The sequence below is a fragment of the Breoghania sp. L-A4 genome (assembly GCF_003432385.1).
Classification (GTDB): Bacteria; Pseudomonadota; Alphaproteobacteria; order Rhizobiales; family Stappiaceae; genus Breoghania.
This window is the reverse complement of the sequence record NZ_CP031841.1, coordinates 3,862,146-3,878,785: the sequence shown is the minus strand read 5'-3', so window position 1 is coordinate 3,878,785 and position 16,640 is coordinate 3,862,146. Positions and strand designations below refer to the sequence as shown.

The window sequence follows — 16,640 nt, the reverse complement described above, 5'->3', positions numbered from 1 at the left end:
GTTCCGGCCGCCCAATTAATGTATGCGCATACATTTAATGACATGCAGAGAGAGTTGCTGTCAACAGGGCTTGTTGCGGCGAAATTCGTCCACGAAACAATTTCGATCCTAGGATTGACAGAAATTTATGAATACGCATACATGAATGAAAGTTTGCATCAGTCAGAGAGACACTCATGGAACGAGACCGAATGAAGGCGCCCACCGACTTACGCAGCGCACGCTGGTTTGCCCCGGACGATCTTCGCTCCTTCGGTCACCGGTCTCGCATGATGCAGCTCGGCTATTCGGAAGAGGAGTTTCGCGACAAGCCGCTGATCGGCATTCTCAATACATGGTCGGAGCTCAATTCCTGCCACGGCCATTTTCCCGAGCGCGTGGAAAACGTCCGCCGCGGCGTGTTGCAGGCCGGCGGCTTCGCGGTCGAGATGCCGGCTTTGTCGGTCGACGAGAGCTTCACCAAGCCCACCTCCATGCTCTACCGCAACATGCTGGCCATGGAGACGGAGGAGATGATCCGCGCCCATCCGCTGGACGGCGTGGTCCTGATGGGCGGCTGCGACAAGACCACGCCGGGCCTCATCATGGGCGCGATCACCGCCGGCGTCCCGTTCATCTTCATGCCCGCCGGCCCGATGCTGCGCGGCCACTACGCCGGCCGGGTTCTCGGATCCGGGTCGGACGCCTGGAAATTCTGGGACGAGCGCCGTGCTGGAAACATCTCCGACGAGGAGTGGCTCGGAATCCAGGGTGGCATCGCGCGTTCGGTCGGCACCTGCATGACCATGGGCACCGCCTCGACCATGACCGCCATCGCCGATGCCATGGGGCTGACGCTTCCCGGCGCCTCGTCGATACCCGCGCCCGATTCCGGCCATCAGCGCATGGCGAGCGATTGCGGCCGGCGGATCGTCGAGATGGTCTGGGAAGATCTGACCCCGGATCGGATCCTCAACGACGCGTCTGTCCGCAATGCGGCCATCGTCGCCATGGCGACCGGCTGCTCCACAAACGCGGTGGTGCATTTGATCGCGATGGCGCGCCGCGCCGGCGTCGACTTCACGCTGGACGATCTCGACGAGCTCGGCCGAACCACGCCGCTGATCGCCAACATCCGCCCGGCGGGCAAGGACTACCTGATGGAGGACTTCTACTACGCCGGCGGCCTCCGCGCCCTGATGAAGCAGATCGAGGAACGACTGGACACCTCGGTGATCACGGTCACCGGCAGGACGCTGGGCGAAACGCTCGAGGGCGCCGAGGTCTTCAACGACGACGTCATACGGCCGCTGTCCAACCCGGTTTATCGCGAAGGCTCACTGGCGCTGCTGCGCGGCAACCTGTGCCCCGACGGCGCGGTCATCAAGCCCGCCGCCTGCGACCCGAAATATCATGTCCACGAAGGCCCGGCGCTCGTGTTCGACAGCTATCCGGAGATGAAGAAGGCGATCGACGACGAGAACCTCGACGTGACGCCGGATCATGTGCTCGTGCTGCGCAATGCCGGTCCGAAAGGCGGGCCCGGGTTTCCCGAATGGGGCATGCTGCCGATCCCCAAGGCGCTGATCAAGCAGGGGCACCGGGACATGCTGCGGATCTCCGACGCGCGCATGTCCGGGACCTCTTATGGCGCCTGCGTGCTGCACGTGGCGCCGGAGAGCTACATCGGCGGGCCGCTGGCGCTGCTTCGGACCGGCGACATCATCCGCCTCGACCTGCCCAACCGCCGGCTCGACATGCTGGTGGACGACGACGAGCTTGCGCGCCGCAAGGCGGCATGGACGGAGCCCGCGCCTCGGTTCGAGCGCGGCTGGGGCTACATGTTCTCGCGTCACGTCACCCAGGCCGACAAGGGCTGCGATTTCGATTTCCTTGAACGCGGCTTCGGACAGGCCGCCGGTGAACCGGATATCTTCTGATGACACATGATCTCGACACGGCGCTGGCCGGCATCTCCGGCATTCTCGTCACCCCTATGATGCCCACGGCGAGATCGCGCCGCAGCGGCTGGCGCCGGTCATCGACCGGGCGCTGGGGGCGGGGGTTCACATCCCGGTGGTGAACGGCAACACGGGCGAATTCTACGCGCTGACCACCGATGAGGCCTGCACGATGGTGCGCGCCGTCGCCGAGCTGGTCGACGGCCGCGCGCCGCTGCTGGCCGGCGTCGGCCGCGGTGTCCGCGATGCCTGCCGGCTGGCGAAGGCCTCGGCGGAGGCGGGCGCCGCCGCCCTGATGATCCACCAGCCGCCGGATCCCTTCGTCTCGCCGCGCGGCACGGTGGACTACGTCAAGGCCGTGAGCGACGCCGGCGGCGGCCTGCCGATCATGCTCTATCTGCGCAACGACGCGATCGGCACCGGCTGGATCGCGGAACTCTGCGCCCTGCCGGGGGTAAAGGGCGTGAAATGGGCGACGCCCAATCCCCTGAAGCTGGCGGCGGCGATCGCCGCCTGCGATCCGTCGATCGTCTGGGTCGGCGGCCTCGCGGAGGTCTGGGCGCCGCCGCTCTACGCGGTGGGCGCGCGCGGCTTCACCTCCGGTCTCATCAACGTCTGGCCGGAGCGCTCCGTGGCGATCCACGCCGCGCTGGAGGCGGGCGATTACGCGGCGGCCAACACGCTGATCGAGGGCATGCGCGCGTTCGAGGATATCCGCGCCGAGGAGATGAACGGCGCCAACGTGACGGGCGTGAAGGCGGCGCTGCAGGCGCTCGGCATCGATTGCGGCCCGACGCGCCCGCCCTCCGCCTGGCCCCTGACCGCTCCCCAACAGGCCAAGCTGGACCAGTTCCTCAACCAGATCATGCCCGGCGCCGTTCAGCGTGCGGGAAAGAAGTAGGGAAGAAATCGATGAACACCGAAACGCATGACAAACTGATGGGCGTCTCCGTGGCGACGCTCGCCACCGCGCTGTTCAAGCGCGGCCTGCGCCATCAGGTCATCCAGGGCGTCAATCCGATCGCCCGCAAGGGCCGCAACATGGTTGGCCCGGCCTACACGCTGCGCTACATGCCGGCGCGCGAGGACCGCAACCAGCTCGTCGAGTTCCGTAACCCGAAGCACCCGCAGCGCGTCGCCATCGAGGAATGCCCCGAAGGCCACGTGCTGGTGATGGACAGCCGCAAGAGTGCTGCGGCCGCCTCCGCCGGCGACATCCTGGTCACCCGGCTGATGATACGCGGCGGCGCGGGCATCGTGACGGATGGGGGCTTTCGCGACGCGGCGACCATCGCCACCCTCGACATGCCCGCCTACCACACCCGCCCGTCGAGCCCGACCAACCTCACCACCAATGAGGCCATCGATCTCAATGTGCCGATCGGCTGCGGCGACGCGCCGGTGTTCCCCGGCGACATCATCGTCGGCGACGACGACTGCGTGATCGTCATCCCTGCGGAGATCGCGGACGAAGTGGCCGACGAGGCGGTGGAAATGACGGCCTACGAGAACTTCGTGCTTGAGCAGGTCAAGGGCGGTGCGACGATCATCGGTCTGTATCCCTGCACCAAGGACGAGAACCAGGCGCTGTTTCAGCAGTGGCGCAAGCAGAATAGCCGCTAGGCGCGCGGGACTCTGAGAGAACCAGGCCAACGCTCGGGACCACGGCGGTCATCCGCCGTGGTGTCGGTCCGGTCAGGAGCGCGGTTTGAGGTTCTCCGGATCGTAGAGCGGCTGATAGCCGACGCCGGCGACTTCGACGGGATAGATCTCGTCGAAATACGATACGTTCAGCGTCCGTCCGAGCTGGCAGTAGTCCCAGGGAAGGTAGGCCAGCGCGATGTTCTTGCCGATGCTGGGGCCGTAGGCGATCGAGGTTGTGTAGGAGCGGCGGCCCAGGGCGTCGACCAGGGTCTCGCCGGTCCCGCGATCGAGCACGGGCAGGGTGCCGACGGGGTATCGCGCGACGCCCTTGCTGTCGGTGTGCTCACGCATCACCAGCGTGCAGAGCATGGCGGCCTGGTGCTCCATTGCGCGATATTCCAGGTGCTTGTCCTTGCCGCGGAAATCTGCCTCCTTGACCTTCGGCCGGGCGAGCGCCGCCTCGTAGAGGTTGTACTGGGTGTGCAGGTCGGCATTCTGCAAGCGGAGGGATTTTTCCAGCCGCCGCGAGTTGGCGTAGGTCTCCACACCGACGGCGATCGCGCCGGTCGAGCGCAGCGCGTCCCACACGGCCAGCCCGTCCTCATAGGACATGTGCAGCTCCCAACCCTGCTCGCCGACATAGGAGATGCGGAAGGCCGCGACCCGCTTGCCCGCAATCGTGATCGGGCGGATGGCCGCGAAGGGGAAGGCGTCGGGCGCGAGCGCCTCCGGGTCCTCGACCACCTTCTGCAGGTTCTCTCGCGCGTCGGGCCCCAGATGCCGATGGTCACGTATTTTTCCGAAACGTCCGTGAGGGTGACGTCGAGGCCCTTGTCCTGGGCCACGCGGCGCATGTAGTGGAAGTCGCGCGGCCCGGCATCCGCGCCGTTGATCAGGCGGCAGCGGTCCGCCATCCGCAGCACGGTGAAGTCGGCCCGCACCATGCCCTCGTCATCAAGGAAATGGGTATAGATGCCCTTGCCGATGTTGGCGTCGCCGCCGATCCTCGCCGCGCACAGCCATTCCAGCAGGGCGACGTGATCGGGCCCCTCGATCTCGGTCATGTGGAAATGCGAGAGGTTGATGATGCCGCAGGTCTCGCTCATCTCCAGTTGTTCGGCGTTGGATACGCGCCAGAAATGCCGGCTGTCCCACTCGTTTTCGCGCAGCGGCACGCGGTCGGCGAATTTCTCCAGAAGAGCTTCGTTGGCGGCGTAGCCATGGGCGCGCTCCCAGCCGCCAAGCTCCATGAAATATCCGCCGAGCTCGGCCTCGCGCTCATAGAACGGCGAGCGCCGCAGGCCGCGGCCGTTGGCGAAGGGTTCGCGCGGATGCACCGGGGGATTGTAGATTTTCGCCGCCGTCTCCTCGCAGCGGCCATGGATGTAATCTTCATCGAGCTGGAACGTGTTGAAGCGCGCGAAATCGACCCCGTGGTGGTCGACCTCCGTGCGCCCGTCGGTCATCCAGTCGGCGATCAGCTTGCCCATGCCCGGGCCGTCCTTGACCCAGATGCCGACCGCGTACCACAGCCCGCGCACATTCTGGCTTTCGCCCATCGCCGGGCCGCCGTCGATCGACGTCTGCAGCAGGCCGTTGAAGGAATGGCTTTCATTGAAGCCGAGCTCGGCGAGGATCGGGGTCAATTCCATGGCGCGCTCGAGCGGTTCGATCACGTCTTCCAGTTCCAGATCCCGCTGCGAGGGCGACAGCCGGGCCTGTTCCTTTTCCAGAATGTCACGCGGATGCACCAGGCGCGGGTTGGTCTCGTAGTAGTAGCCCCATTCGATCTGGCCGCCCTCGGTGCTCTTGGGGTCGCCGGTGTCGCGCATGTAGGCGGAGTTGCCCTGGTCGCGCAGCAAAGGCCGGCCGATTTCAAGGCCGGTGCCGGCGAACTCGTCGTAGGGGCCGAAGAAGGTCAGCGGATGGTCCACCGGCATGACGGGCAGGTCCTCGCCGGCCATTCCGGCGATGAGCCGGCCCCAGAGACCCGCGCAGACCACCACGTGATCGGCATGGATCGTGCCGCGTCCGGTCACCACCCCGGTAATCCGGCCGCCCTCGATGATCAGCGACAGGGCGGAGGTGTTGGCGAACATCTTCAGCTTGCCCGAGGCCTCGGCCGTGTCGACGAGCTTGCCCACGACGGTCTGCGAGCGCGGGGTGACGAGGCCCGCGTCCGGATCCCAAAGCGCGCCCTGGATCAGCTCTTCCTCCAGCAGCGGGAACTTTTCCTTGGCCTCCGCCGCCGAGATGATCGTGGCGCGGGTGCCGAAGGCCTTGCCGGAGTCGACCCGGCGCTTGAGCTCCTCCATGCGCATGTCGTCGCCGACCCGCGCCACCTCGATCCCGCCGATACGCGAGTAGTGTCCGAGCTTTTCGTAGAAATCGATGGAATACATCGTGGTCCAGCACGAGAGCAGATCGTGGCTGGTGGCGAAGCAGAAATCGGAGGCGTGCGCCGTCGAGCCGATGTCTGTGGGAATGCCGGACTTGTCGATGCCGACGATGTCGTCCCAGCCGCGCTCGATCAGGTGGTGCGCCACCGACGCGCCGACGATGCCGCCCAGACCCACGATGACCACTTTCGCCCTGTCAGGAAATGCTGACATCGATCATTCCTTTTCAGATACCGGAAGCGCCGGTCGCGCTCCCTGCGTCGCACATCCGGTGCGCCAGCGCGGATATTCGGGATTCGTGCCGGCCAGTATGGCGGCAGTCGGCAGGTCGAAATAGTATGATTGCGCCATCTCGCCGGTACCACCCCGACACGGCACGGCAAAATCTGTCGTTCGGGAACCGGGGGCTCGGGGCTTTCGGCGGCGCCGGGCCGAAAGCCTCCTTGCAGATCCGGACAGCAATGCCCACCGCTTGACCCCGCCTCTTGGCTCAGAGGTTCATCGCCTGGATGCGCGAATAGAGCGTGGTGGGCTTCATGCCGAGCAATTGAGCCGCGCCCGCCTTCCCGGAAACCTTGCCGCCGCAGGCGTCCAGCGCCTTGCGGATGTTGGCTTTTTCAAGCTCGTTCAACTCGTCCATCGTCAGGATGCGCTGCGCTGCCTCCGGCAAGGCGGGCGGCGGAATGTCGCGCCTTTCCGCCCGGAGGCTCCCGTCCACGCTCGGTAGGTTGAAGCTCAGCTTGCCGTTGCGCGCCAGGATGGCCGCGCGCTCGATGATGTTCTGCAACTCGCGTGCGTTGCCGGGCCACGGATAGCCGCTCAGTGCCGCGATATTGGCCTTCGTCAGCTCCAGTTTCTTCAAGTTGAGCCGCGAGCAGCAGGTCTCCAGGAAATGATCGGCCAGGATCGGAATGTCCGAGGCGCGGTCGCGCAGGGGCTGGCATTCGATCGGAAACACGTTGAGGCGGAAATACAGATCCTCGCGGAACTTGCCTGCCGTCACCTCCTTCTTCAGATCGCGGTTGGTGGCGGCGATCAGCCGGATGTCGACCTCGCGGGTGCGTTCCTCGCCGACGCGCTCGAACTTGCGCTCCTGCAGCACGCGCAACAGTTTCGACTGCAGATCGAGCGGAATTTCGCCCACCTCGTCGAGAAAGATCGTGCCGCCGTTCGCCAGTTCGAACCGGCCGATGCGGTCGCGCAGCGCGCCGGTGAAGGCGCCTTTGACATGACCGAAGAACTCGCTTTCGAACAGTTCGCGCGGGATCGCGGCGCAGTTGACGCGGATCAGCGGCCGGTCGCGCCGGTCCGACGCCTGATGGATGGCGCGCGCCACCAGTTCCTTGCCGGTGCCGCTTTCGCCCGAAATCAGCACATTGGCGCCGGTCGGTGCGACCAGTTCGATCTGTTTCAGGGTGTTGATGATCGCGTCCGACGTGCCGAGGATGTCGTAGTGGTTGGCGTGGCTGCGGATTTCTTCCTGCAGATAGGCGTTCTCCATCTCCAGCCGCTCGCGCAGCCGCGCGTTGTCCTCCAGCGCCGCCTTCAGCCGCTCCTCGTTTCGCTTGCGCTCGGTGATGTCGCGAAACACGATCACCGCGCCGACCACCGCGCCGGAATCGCGGATCGGCGTGGAGGTGTATTCCACGCGGATCGGCTTGCCCTGCTTGGTCCAGAACACCTCGTCGTCGACGGTCTTCACCGTACCCTGGCGGAAGGCGTTGTAGATCGGGCAGTCCGAGTTGGCGTAGGGCGTGCCGTCGGGCTTGTGGTGATGAATGACGGAATGCATGTCCTTGCCGACAAGATCCGATGCCGCATAGCCCAGCATCGTTTCGGCCGCCGGATTGAGAAACGTGGTGACGCCGTCGACATTGACGCCGTAGATGCCCTCGCCGGCGGCCGCCAGGATCAGCTGGTTTTCGCGCTCGATCTCGCGGAAGTAGCGCTCAGCCCGCCGCCACTCCTCCAGGCCCTTGCGATGGTAGCTGTTGGCCTCCTCGTCCACGGCACGGCGGCTGGTCTGGTCAAGGTCGACCACGCTCAGCACGACGCAGGCGCGGCCCTGCCATGAGGCGAGGACGGCGGCATGTTCGAGCCGCAGGGGTTTGCCGTTGGCGCCCGAGAGCATCAGGTCCCGTGTCCAGGCGTGGCCGCGTTCCAGCGTTTCCTCGGTGAACACATGCAGCAGGCCGCGCGCGTCGGGATAGAGCTGGTCGATGGTCTGCCCGGCGATCTTCACGCCGCTTCCGGTGTACAGGCCATTCGCCGCACGGTTGGCGTGCAGGACCTGGCCAGAATAGGGATCGATGATCAGGCCTGGGTCCGGTGACCGGTCGAAGGCGGCGTGCAACAGCTCGGCCATGAACGCACGCCCCACAGGCACTCCCGATCCCTCGGCGACGACGTGTTTCATGGTGACGCAAGCCCTTTGTTTACGAAATCTCGTGAAGGAACGTTACGAAAAATAGTCATTTTTGAAAACTCGTAAATTTCAGATTGAGCGAGAAAAGTCACAAGATATTGAAGGGAAAAGAGAATTTAAAATTATCTCCCCTGGCACGGCCTTTGCGATGTGAAAGACGAGCGCGACAGCCGCTACCGCAGAACGCGAAACCAGGACAGGGGATGAGGATATGGCGTCAAAGAGCCTAGGCAATCCATACGACGGAGACAGTGACCTTCGGCACGGAGCGGCGTGCGCCTGCGCGACCTGCCAGTCCGCCGGCACGTTTCAGGCGCGGGCCGTCGACAGCGGTCCGCAGACAAGCGACGAGGCGATGGAACGGGCTATCGAAAGCGCCATCGTGCGGTCCGTATTCGGCCACAACGAACTCTCCCGCCGGTCCTTCGCCAAGATGCTCGGCAGCACCACGCTGGCGGCCGCGCTGGCCTCCGTCTTCCCGATGGACAAGGCCAAGGCGGCGATCCTCGACAATCTGGGCACGCCGGAAAAGAGCAAGCTGAATGTCGGCTTCGTGCCGATCACCTGCGCCACGCCGATCATCATGGCCAAGCCCATGGGCTTCTATGAGAAATACGGCCTCGATGTGGACGTGATCAAGACCGCAGGCTGGGCGGTCGCGCGCGACAAGTCGCTGAACAAGGAATACGATGCGGCGCACATGCTCACGCCGATGCCGCTCGCCATCACCATGGGCGCCGGCTCGACCGCCGTGCCGTTCCTGATGCCGGCGGTCGAGAACATCAACGGCCAGGCGATCGTCCTGCACGTCGACCACATGGACAAGAACGACGATCCGAAGAAGTGGAAAGGCTTCAAGTTCGGTGTGCCGTTCGAGTACTCCATGCACAATTTCCTGCTGCGCTACTACGTGGCGGAGCATGGCCTGGATCCGGACACCGACATCCAGATCCGCGTCGTCCCGCCGCCGGAGATGGTCGCCAATCTGCGCGCCGGCAACCTGGACGGCTACCTGTCGCCCGATCCGTTCAACCAGCGCGCCGTTTGGGAGAAGGTCGGCTTCATCCACAAGCTCACCAAGGACATCTGGGACGGCCATCCGTGCTGCGCCTTCGCCTGCAGCCAGGAATTTGCCGAGACCCTGCCCAACACCTATGGCGCTCTGCTCAAGTCGCTGGTCGACGCCACGCAGTTCGCGCACAAGGCGGAAAACCGCAAGGAGATCTCCGCGGCCATCGCGCCGGCCAACTATCTCAACCAGCCGGTGCCCGTCATCGAGCAGGTGCTCACGGGCCGCTACGCCGACGGCCTGGGCAACATCAAGGATGTGCCCGACCGCATCGATTTCGATCCGTTCCCCTGGCACTCGATGGGCGTGTGGATCCTCACCCAGATGAAGCGCTGGGGCTATGTCGAGGGTGAGGTCGACTACAAGGCGGTGGCCGAACAGGTGTATCTTGCGGGCGACTGCGCGAAGATCATGAAGGATCTGGGCATCACGCCGCCGGAAGAGACCTACAAGAGCTACACGATCATGGGCAAGACCTTCGATCCGGCCGAGCCGGAAGCGTATGTCGAAAGCTTCGCGATCAAGCGGACCTGACCATGACCGCCTCGCTCAACGTCAGGGCTCTGTTCCTGTCGCTCGTCCTGCTCGTGCTCGGGCTGGGCTTGTGGGAAGTGTCAACGCCGGCGGTCAAACCCGCCGGCGAGATGACCGAATACGAAAAGCTGATGGGCGGCGCGGACCAGGAAGCCCGCGTTCCGCCGCCCTCCGCCGTCATCATCCGCGCTGTCGAGGAACTGTCGCATCCGTTCTACGACAACGGCCCCAACGACAAGGGCATCGGGATCCAGATCGCCTATTCGTTGTATCGGGTTCTGACCGGCTATTTCCTGGCGGCCGCCATCGCCATACCGGTCGGCTTTCTGATCGGCATGTCGCCCTTGGCGTACAAGGCGCTGGATCCATTCATCCAGATCCTGCGGCCGATCTCGCCGCTGGCCTGGATGCCGCTGGCCTTGTTCATCATCAAGGACAGCAACGCCTCGGCGGTCTTCGTGATCTTCATCTGTTCGATCTGGCCGATGCTGATCAACACCGCGTTCGGCGTGGCCGGGGTCCGCAAGGACTGGGTCAACGTCGCGCGCACCCATGAACTCGGCGCCCTGCGCACGGCGCTCACCGTCATCCTGCCGGCCGCCGCCCCCACCATCCTCACGGGCATGCGGATTTCCATCGGCATTGCCTGGCTGGTGATCGTTGCCGCCGAGATGCTCGTGGGCGGTACGGGCATCGGCTACTACGTCTGGAACGAGTGGAACAACCTGGATCTCACCAGCGTCATTTTCTCGATCCTGGTCATCGGCGTGGTCGGCATGCTGCTGGATGCGATCTTCGCCCGCGTGCAGCACGCCGTGCAGTATCAGGAGTAGGACAAGCCCATGACCGAAAAACCGTTTTTGGAAATCGACGGGCTCACCAAACGCTTCCCGCGCCCAAGGGCGGGGAACCCCTGACCGTGTTCGAGGACGTCAACTTCGACATCGAGAAGGGCGAATTCGTCTGCATCATCGGCCATTCCGGCTGCGGCAAGTCGACCATCATGAACGTGCTCGCCGGTCTCGATACCGCCACCGGCGGCGCCGTGACCATGGACGGGACTGAGGTCGCCGGCCCAAGTCTTGATCGCGGCGTGGTGTTTCAGAACTACTCGCTGCTGCCCTGGCTGTCGGCGCTGAAGAACGTCACCTTCGGCGTCGCGGCGCGCCATCCGACGTGGTCAAAGGCGCAGGTGCTCGAGCACTCCAACAAGTATCTGGAGATGGTGGGGCTGACCGGCGGCGCCGAGCACCGCAAGCCCTCGCAGCTTTCCGGCGGCATGCGCCAGCGGGTCTCCATCGCCCGGGCCTTCGCCATCCAGCCCAAGCTGCTGCTGCTGGACGAGCCCTTCGGCGCGCTCGACGCCCTGACCCGCGGCACCATCCAGGACGAGCTGACCCGGGTGTGGTCGGGCTCGGATCAGACGGTGTTCATGATCACTCATGATGTCGACGAGGCCATCCTGCTCGCCGACCGCATCCTGCTGATGACCAACGGGCCCTACGCCCGTGTCGCGGAGAGCGTGGTGGTGGATATCCCGCGTCCCCGGGTGCGGGCCGAGATCATCCATCACGACGGCTACTACAAGATCCGAAACCATCTGGTCGAGTTCCTGGCCCGGCGGTCGCAGGAGATGGCGGGGCAGATTCCGGGCGGGGGCAACGGCCCGACACGGCCGGCGACCATTCGTCCCGCCTTGTCCGAAACCGTGGCGCCGGCCAGTCAGGTCCGGGCCGTGTGATGCACTCAAATCCAGCGCGAATTTGATTCAAATTTGAATCAAATCCGTCTCGAATTTCGTCAAAAACCACTCAACTCCGCACGCCTTTTGTCGCGCGATTTGAACAGACTCTCGAAAGGGAAGCCCATGAAGAAGATCGACGTCACCGAGATGATTTTCGAGAAGAAGAAGACCGCCGGCGTGAGCTGGGCGAGCATGGCCGAGGCCATCGGCATGTCGGAAGTGTTCACCACCTCGGCGTGCCTGGGCATGAACTCGCTGCCGCGGGAAAAGGCTGACCTGCTGGTGGGTTACCTCGGCCTGCCGCAGGAAGCGGCCGTTGTTCTGGCCGAATATCCGACCAAGATATTCCCTCAGACGATCCCCACCGATCCGTGCATCTATCGCTTTTACGAGATCATGGGCGTTTACGGCGACACGCTGAAGGAACTGATCCAGGAGAAGGGCGGCGACGGCATCATGAGCGCCATCGATTTCGACATGAGCGTCGAAAAGATCCCGAATCCGAAGGGCGATCGCATCGAAGTGAAGATGAGCGGCAAGTTCCTGCCCTACAACGCCTGGTAGCACCCCTTACCCGCACGCAAGGCCCCGTGCGGATGCCCAAACTGGCGTCCGCGCGGGGCGCTTTTGTATTATATATTGAAAACACAAGAAAATTTGGCGTCGACCTCGGTGGTGTCGGCAGCGGCATGTCGCGCGCAAAGCTCTCGACTGCAGGTGCTGGTAGGAAGCCGCGCTGGTAAAACAAATTTCGGATGGGAGTGATCCGATCGCCGGCTGACTGCGTACTTGAGCTGAATGCAAAAAGGTGCAGACATGCGGGCGGCCTTACGAGCGATTTTTGATCCGGACTGCGCGGTGCCCGACTTGACGATGGAAGACCACCGAATGCTCATCGCCCGGGTTGCGTCTCATCACGACCGCGACGCATTCCAGTCCCTGTTTCTTCACTTCGGACCGCGCGTGAAATCCGTGATGGTGAAGGCCGGGGCGGATCCGGATCTCGCCGAGGATCTCGTCCAGGACGTGATGATGACGGTCTGGCGTAAGGCGGGCCTCTATGCGCCGGAACGCGGCGCGGTCAGCACCTGGGTCTACACGATCGCCCGAAACGCCCGAGTCGATCGGCTGCGCCGCGCGTCGTCGCAACCCTATCGGGATCTGGAAGGGCTGGACCTGGCCTCCGAGGATGCGGACGGCGAGGACGAGGCTTTTGCCAGTCAGCGCGCCGAACATGTCGCAAAGGTTCTGGATGAGCTGCCCGACGAGCAGCGCCGCATCATCGAATACGCCTTCATTCACGACATGGCGCAAAGCGAAATCGCCGCGAAACTCGACCTGCCGCTGGGAACCGTGAAGTCACGCATGCGCCTTGCCTATATGAAACTGAAGGGAAAGCTGGAGGTCCTGAAATGACCATCCTGCATCATCTCGACCACACCACGCTGCTGCGCCACGCCAGCGGCGATCTCGACGAGCCTTTCGCGGCGATCGTCGCGGCCCATCTCGCCATGTGCGAAGACTGCCGCCGGGGTCTGCGCATTGCCGAGGACCTCGGCGGGAGCTTGCTGGAAGACGGCGAGACGGTTTCGCTTGCCGACGATGCATTGGCGCGGATCATGCGCTGTATCGATGAAGGGGACGGCGCGGGTGAGCCAATCCGGGCGGAGCAATCAGCCGCTCCTGAAGGCAGGGCGCGCGACGTGCCCGTGCCGCTGCGGCGCTACATCGGACCGTCGCTTGCGGACATCCCGTGGAAGACCGTCGCGCCAGGCGTTCGCCGTCACAAGATCGCCTTGACGACGCCGACGCGCTCCGCGTTCTACATGCTGAAGATCGAGCCAGGAAAGGCCGTGCCCGAGCATGGTCACGGCGGTGCGGAGATAACCCTGATCCTCTCGGGGGCCTATCGCGACGAGTTGGGCCGGTTTGGGCCGGGCGATGTCGCGGATCTCGATGAACACGTCGAGCATCAGCCGAAGGTGGACCCCGGCGAACCGTGCATCTGCATCGTCGCGACAGAAGCGCCGACACGATTCAAGGGGCTGTTCAGCCGGTTGCTGCAGCCGCTGGTCGGGATCTGAGACCGGTGACACACCCCCGCCCGCCCTGGAAGACCGTCTGGATCACGGGTGCGAGCTCCGGCATCGGTTTGGAGCTGGCTCGTCTGCTCGACAGTCGTGTCGATCACGTCGCCGCCTCGGCCCGGTCGCAGGACAAGCTGGATGCTCTCGCCGCGCAGGCGGCGACTGTTCACAGCTATCCCCTCGATGTGACGGATGCCACGGCCGTGTCCGCCTGTGTTGCGGAGATCGAGGAACGCGGCGACATCGATCTGGCGGTGCTGAACGCCGGCGCCTGGGCGCTGATGAGCGTCGACGAATTCGACCTTGCCGCCATACGCACCGGCGTGGAGGTCAACGTCATGGGCGTCATGAACGCGCTCGACGTGCTGCTGCCGCGCATGCTTTCGCGGGGGCGCGGCCACATCGCCATCGTTGCGTCGGTCGCCGGTTATCGCGGACTGCCGCGCTCGCTCGCCTATGGGCCGACCAAGGCGGCGCTGATCAATCTGGCGGAAACCCTGAAGACGGAACTGGCGCCGCGCGGCATCACCGTGTCGGTGGTGAACCCCGGGTTCGTCGACACGCCGATGACACGCGACAATCCGTTTCCCATGCCGGGTCTGATGAGCGCGAAAGACGCCGCCGAACGCATGCTGGCGGGGCTTGAGCGCGGATCATTCGAGATTGCCTTCCCGCGCGGGTTCGCCGCGCAGATGAAACTGCTGCGCCTGCTTCCCGACGCGCTCTATTTCTGGCTGATAAGAACGTTTGTCCTGAAAAGCTGACGCGCTGATTGTCTCAGGGCGATTTTCTCAGCCGGTAGAAGCCAACGTCGACAGCCCTTTCCAGGAATCCGGCCTCGCAATAGGCAAGATAGTAGCGCCAGCGCCTGCGGAAGGGCTCGTCAAAACCCAGCTTCGCAATCTCGGGCCATGCGGCCTCGAACCGCCGGGCCCATTCGCGCAGGGTTGCGGCATAGGAAAGCCCGAAGCGCTCGCTCAGATCGAGCGTCAGGCCGGCGCGCGCCGCCTGCTCCTCGATGATGCCGGGCGTGGGCAGCATGCCGCCGGGAAAGATGTAGCGCTGGATGAAATCCGTCGAGCCGCGGTAGTGCTCGAAACGCTGCTCACTGATGGTGATCGCCTGGATCACGGCGGTGCCGCCGGGCGCCAGCCGGTCGCTGAGAACGCGGAAGTACTGCGGCCAATAAGCCTCACCGACGGCCTCGATCATCTCGATCGACACGACCCGGTCGAACGTGCCGGTGACGTCGCGATAGTCCTGAAGCCGGAAGTCGCACGCCGCGTCGAGATTTGTCTCGCGCGCGCGTTCCCGCGCATGAGCGAGCTGTTCGTGCGACAGGGTGAGGCCCGTGACGCGCGCACCATGAGTTGCGGCCGCCTCAAGAGCGAACGCTCCCCAGCCGCATCCCACTTCCAGGATGCTTTCACCGCCGGAGAGGTCGAGGAGATCCAGGATACGGTGCAGTTTCGCTTCCTGGGATGCTTCCAGCGAGGTGACGCCCTGCTGGAAGAGCCCGCTCGAATAGAGCATCGTCGGGTCGAGCCACAACTCGTAGAAGGCGTTTCCGAGATCGTAGTGCTCGGCAATGTTGCGGCGGCTGCCGCGGCGCGAATTGCGGCGCATCAGATGGGACAGGCGATCGGCGATCCGCGCTCTTGAGAGCCGGCGGCCGTTGCGCTCGAAATCAGCCCGGTTGCGCAGGAAGAAGCGGAACAGTCCGGTGAGATCCGTGCAGTCGATATCGCCGTTCATGTAGGCTTCCGCAAAGCCGATCGTTCCGCCGCGGATGATTTTTGCAAACGCGAGATGGTTGCGGAAGCGCAGAAATGGCTCCGCCTCGTCCCCCGGCCGGCCGAACCGCACCGTCTCGCCGGACGGGAAGGCGAGGACAATCGATCCCACAGGGTTCCATCGCAGGAACCGGATGATTCTCCATTTGAGAATGCGGTCGAGTGGGTTGCGAAGCACGTGACGGCGCGCGGCCGTGTCCACGGTCAGGTCTTCAAGCATGTCTTCAGGAGCCTTCCCTTGGAGTCTTGGCGAAGGTTACGGGTGTCTCGGGAGCCGGCGGGCGGGGGACGAGGCGCAGCCCCTTGAACCAGAGCCGGGCTGCCTCGTAGTGGATTCCGATCATGACCTTGATGGTCATCCAGCCTGTGCGAGCCAGGGCGCGCAGCAGGCTGCGGTCGCTCAAGGCGTCTCGGTGCGCGCGGAAATGGGTCTTGAGCACCGGGCCGGATGTATCTCTCAGCGCGACGCCAACGGTGATCGTCTCGGCGGGCGGCGTGACGCGGAAACTGTAGCTGCCCACGGGCGGGTTGAAGGGCGAAACGTGGAGTTCCTTCCGGCACCTCTGGAAGATCAGACTTTTCTCGCCGGCGGCGACCGGGATCACATAGGTCTTTCGCTCGCCGAAGGTGTTGTTGACCTCGTAGACGACGAGGCGCGGATCACCCTCCGCGTCGAGGCCGAAATAGACCGTCAGCGGATTGAAGGCATACCCGAGGATGCGCGGGTAGCAGAGCATCGCAAAGCGGCGAACGTCCCCTCCGTGCCCGGATTGCGCGGCGAGACCGTGCAGGTAGGCGCGGAGCGGCGTTCCGTCGCCGTGGTCGCGATCATACAGCGAGAACAGGTTGAACCGGTTGTAGGAAAACAGACGGAGCCGCCCGCCCAGCGCATCGATGCGGTCGCAGTCAAACAGCAGGGCGAAGACGCTGTAGCGCAGCGTGTGGACACAGGGACGCAGCCGCGTGTGCACCACGGTTCCGCTGTAGAGGGCTTCGGCCGTCATG

General features: G+C 64.4%; 12 protein-coding genes and 2 pseudogenes. 10 read left to right on the top strand and 4 right to left on the bottom strand.

The genetic code is table 11. The features are described 5' to 3' along the window. The first annotated feature begins 191 nt into the window (after positions 1–191). The 3 genes and pseudogenes from araD (at position 192) to D1F64_RS17735 (ending at position 3,563) form a co-directional block, all read left to right on the top strand. Complete coding sequence (gene araD, locus D1F64_RS17745) at positions 192–1,919, top strand: L-arabinonate dehydratase (RefSeq protein ID WP_117413498.1); 1,728 nt, start codon at positions 192–194, stop codon at positions 1,917–1,919. Beyond that, a pseudogene (locus D1F64_RS17740) lies at positions 1,919–2,841 on the top strand (dihydrodipicolinate synthase family protein). The gene araD and the pseudogene D1F64_RS17740 overlap by 1 nt, the downstream one beginning before the upstream one ends. Before the next feature lie 11 nt (positions 2,842–2,852). Then, positions 2,853–3,563 (top strand): ribonuclease activity regulator RraA, encoded by a 711-nt coding sequence (locus D1F64_RS17735; protein ID WP_117413497.1) that lies wholly within the window; start codon positions 2,853–2,855, stop codon positions 3,561–3,563. A gap of 72 nt (positions 3,564–3,635) precedes the next feature. Here D1F64_RS17735 and D1F64_RS17730 read toward each other — a convergent pair. Beyond that, positions 3,636–6,196: pseudogene (locus D1F64_RS17730) on the bottom strand (FAD-dependent oxidoreductase). Between the two features lie 277 nt (positions 6,197–6,473). Beyond that, positions 6,474–8,399 (bottom strand): sigma 54-interacting transcriptional regulator, encoded by a 1,926-nt coding sequence (locus D1F64_RS17725; RefSeq protein WP_346432265.1) that lies wholly within the window; start codon positions 8,397–8,399, stop codon positions 6,474–6,476. Between the two features lie 364 nt (positions 8,400–8,763). Between D1F64_RS17725 and D1F64_RS17720 the strand changes: the two genes are divergently transcribed. The 7 genes from D1F64_RS17720 to D1F64_RS17690 all read left to right on the top strand — a co-directional run bounded on the left by D1F64_RS17720 (position 8,764) and on the right by D1F64_RS17690 (position 14,606). Further along, the gene (locus D1F64_RS17720) at positions 8,764–10,011 is read left to right on the top strand and encodes a CmpA/NrtA family ABC transporter substrate-binding protein (protein ID WP_248304793.1); all 1,248 of its coding nucleotides are present in this window, start codon (positions 8,764–8,766) and stop codon (positions 10,009–10,011) included. Between the two features lie 2 nt (positions 10,012–10,013). Next, complete coding sequence (gene ntrB, locus D1F64_RS17715; protein ID WP_117413494.1) at positions 10,014–10,844, top strand: nitrate ABC transporter permease; 831 nt, start codon at positions 10,014–10,016, stop codon at positions 10,842–10,844. Positions 10,845–10,930: 86 nt separating this feature from the next. Beyond that, positions 10,931–11,752 (top strand): ABC transporter ATP-binding protein, encoded by an 822-nt coding sequence (locus tag D1F64_RS17710; protein ID WP_248304499.1) that lies wholly within the window; start codon positions 10,931–10,933, stop codon positions 11,750–11,752. Between the two features lie 126 nt (positions 11,753–11,878). Then, entirely contained in the window at positions 11,879–12,319 is a 441-nt protein-coding gene (gene cynS / locus D1F64_RS17705; RefSeq protein ID WP_117413493.1) for a cyanase, read from the top strand. 294 nt (positions 12,320–12,613) lie between these two features. Further along, positions 12,614–13,171 (top strand): sigma-70 family RNA polymerase sigma factor, encoded by a 558-nt coding sequence (locus tag D1F64_RS17700; RefSeq protein ID WP_162901629.1) that lies wholly within the window; start codon positions 12,614–12,616, stop codon positions 13,169–13,171. Next, positions 13,168–13,839, top strand: coding sequence for a ChrR family anti-sigma-E factor (locus D1F64_RS17695; protein WP_117413491.1), 672 nt, complete (start codon positions 13,168–13,170; stop codon positions 13,837–13,839). Before D1F64_RS17700 ends, D1F64_RS17695 begins: the two co-directional genes overlap by 4 nt. Before the next feature lie 5 nt (positions 13,840–13,844). Then, positions 13,845–14,606 carry an SDR family NAD(P)-dependent oxidoreductase gene (locus D1F64_RS17690; protein ID WP_117413490.1) on the top strand — a complete coding sequence of 254 codons (762 nt, stop codon included), beginning with the start codon at positions 13,845–13,847 and terminating at the stop codon, positions 14,604–14,606. 13 nt (positions 14,607–14,619) lie between these two features. Here the strand turns inward: D1F64_RS17690 and D1F64_RS17685 are convergent, their stop codons facing one another. Together D1F64_RS17685 and D1F64_RS17680 are read right to left on the bottom strand one after the other, a co-directional pair. Next, on the bottom strand, positions 14,620–15,855 hold the full coding sequence (locus tag D1F64_RS17685; RefSeq protein WP_117413489.1) for a cyclopropane-fatty-acyl-phospholipid synthase family protein: 1,236 nt from the start codon (positions 15,853–15,855) through the stop codon (positions 14,620–14,622). Positions 15,856–15,859: 4 nt separating this feature from the next. Continuing rightward, the gene (locus tag D1F64_RS17680; RefSeq protein ID WP_117413488.1) at positions 15,860–16,639 is read right to left on the bottom strand and encodes a DUF1365 domain-containing protein; all 780 of its coding nucleotides are present in this window, start codon (positions 16,637–16,639) and stop codon (positions 15,860–15,862) included. Between the last annotated feature and the right edge of the window lies 1 nt (position 16,640).

Excerpts from the sequence above, each read along its gene's own strand:
- ntrB (WP_117413494.1), top strand. The coding sequence starts at position 10,014 with ATGACCGCCTCGCTCAACGTCAGGGCTCTGTTCCTGTCGCTCGTCCTG.
- araD (WP_117413498.1), top strand. The coding sequence starts at position 192 with ATGAAGGCGCCCACCGACTTACGCAGCGCACGCTGGTTTGCCCCGGAC.
- D1F64_RS17685 (WP_117413489.1), bottom strand. The coding sequence starts at position 15,855 with ATGCTTGAAGACCTGACCGTGGACACGGCCGCGCGCCGTCACGTGCTT.
- D1F64_RS17695 (WP_117413491.1), top strand. The coding sequence starts at position 13,168 with ATGACCATCCTGCATCATCTCGACCACACCACGCTGCTGCGCCACGCC.
- cynS (WP_117413493.1), top strand. The coding sequence starts at position 11,879 with ATGAAGAAGATCGACGTCACCGAGATGATTTTCGAGAAGAAGAAGACC.
- D1F64_RS17735 (WP_117413497.1), top strand. The coding sequence starts at position 2,853 with ATGAACACCGAAACGCATGACAAACTGATGGGCGTCTCCGTGGCGACG.
- D1F64_RS17680 (WP_117413488.1), bottom strand. The coding sequence starts at position 16,639 with ATGACGGCCGAAGCCCTCTACAGCGGAACCGTGGTGCACACGCGGCTG.
- D1F64_RS17720 (WP_248304793.1), top strand. The coding sequence starts at position 8,764 with ATGGAACGGGCTATCGAAAGCGCCATCGTGCGGTCCGTATTCGGCCAC.
- D1F64_RS17725 (WP_346432265.1), bottom strand. The coding sequence starts at position 8,399 with ATGAAACACGTCGTCGCCGAGGGATCGGGAGTGCCTGTGGGGCGTGCG.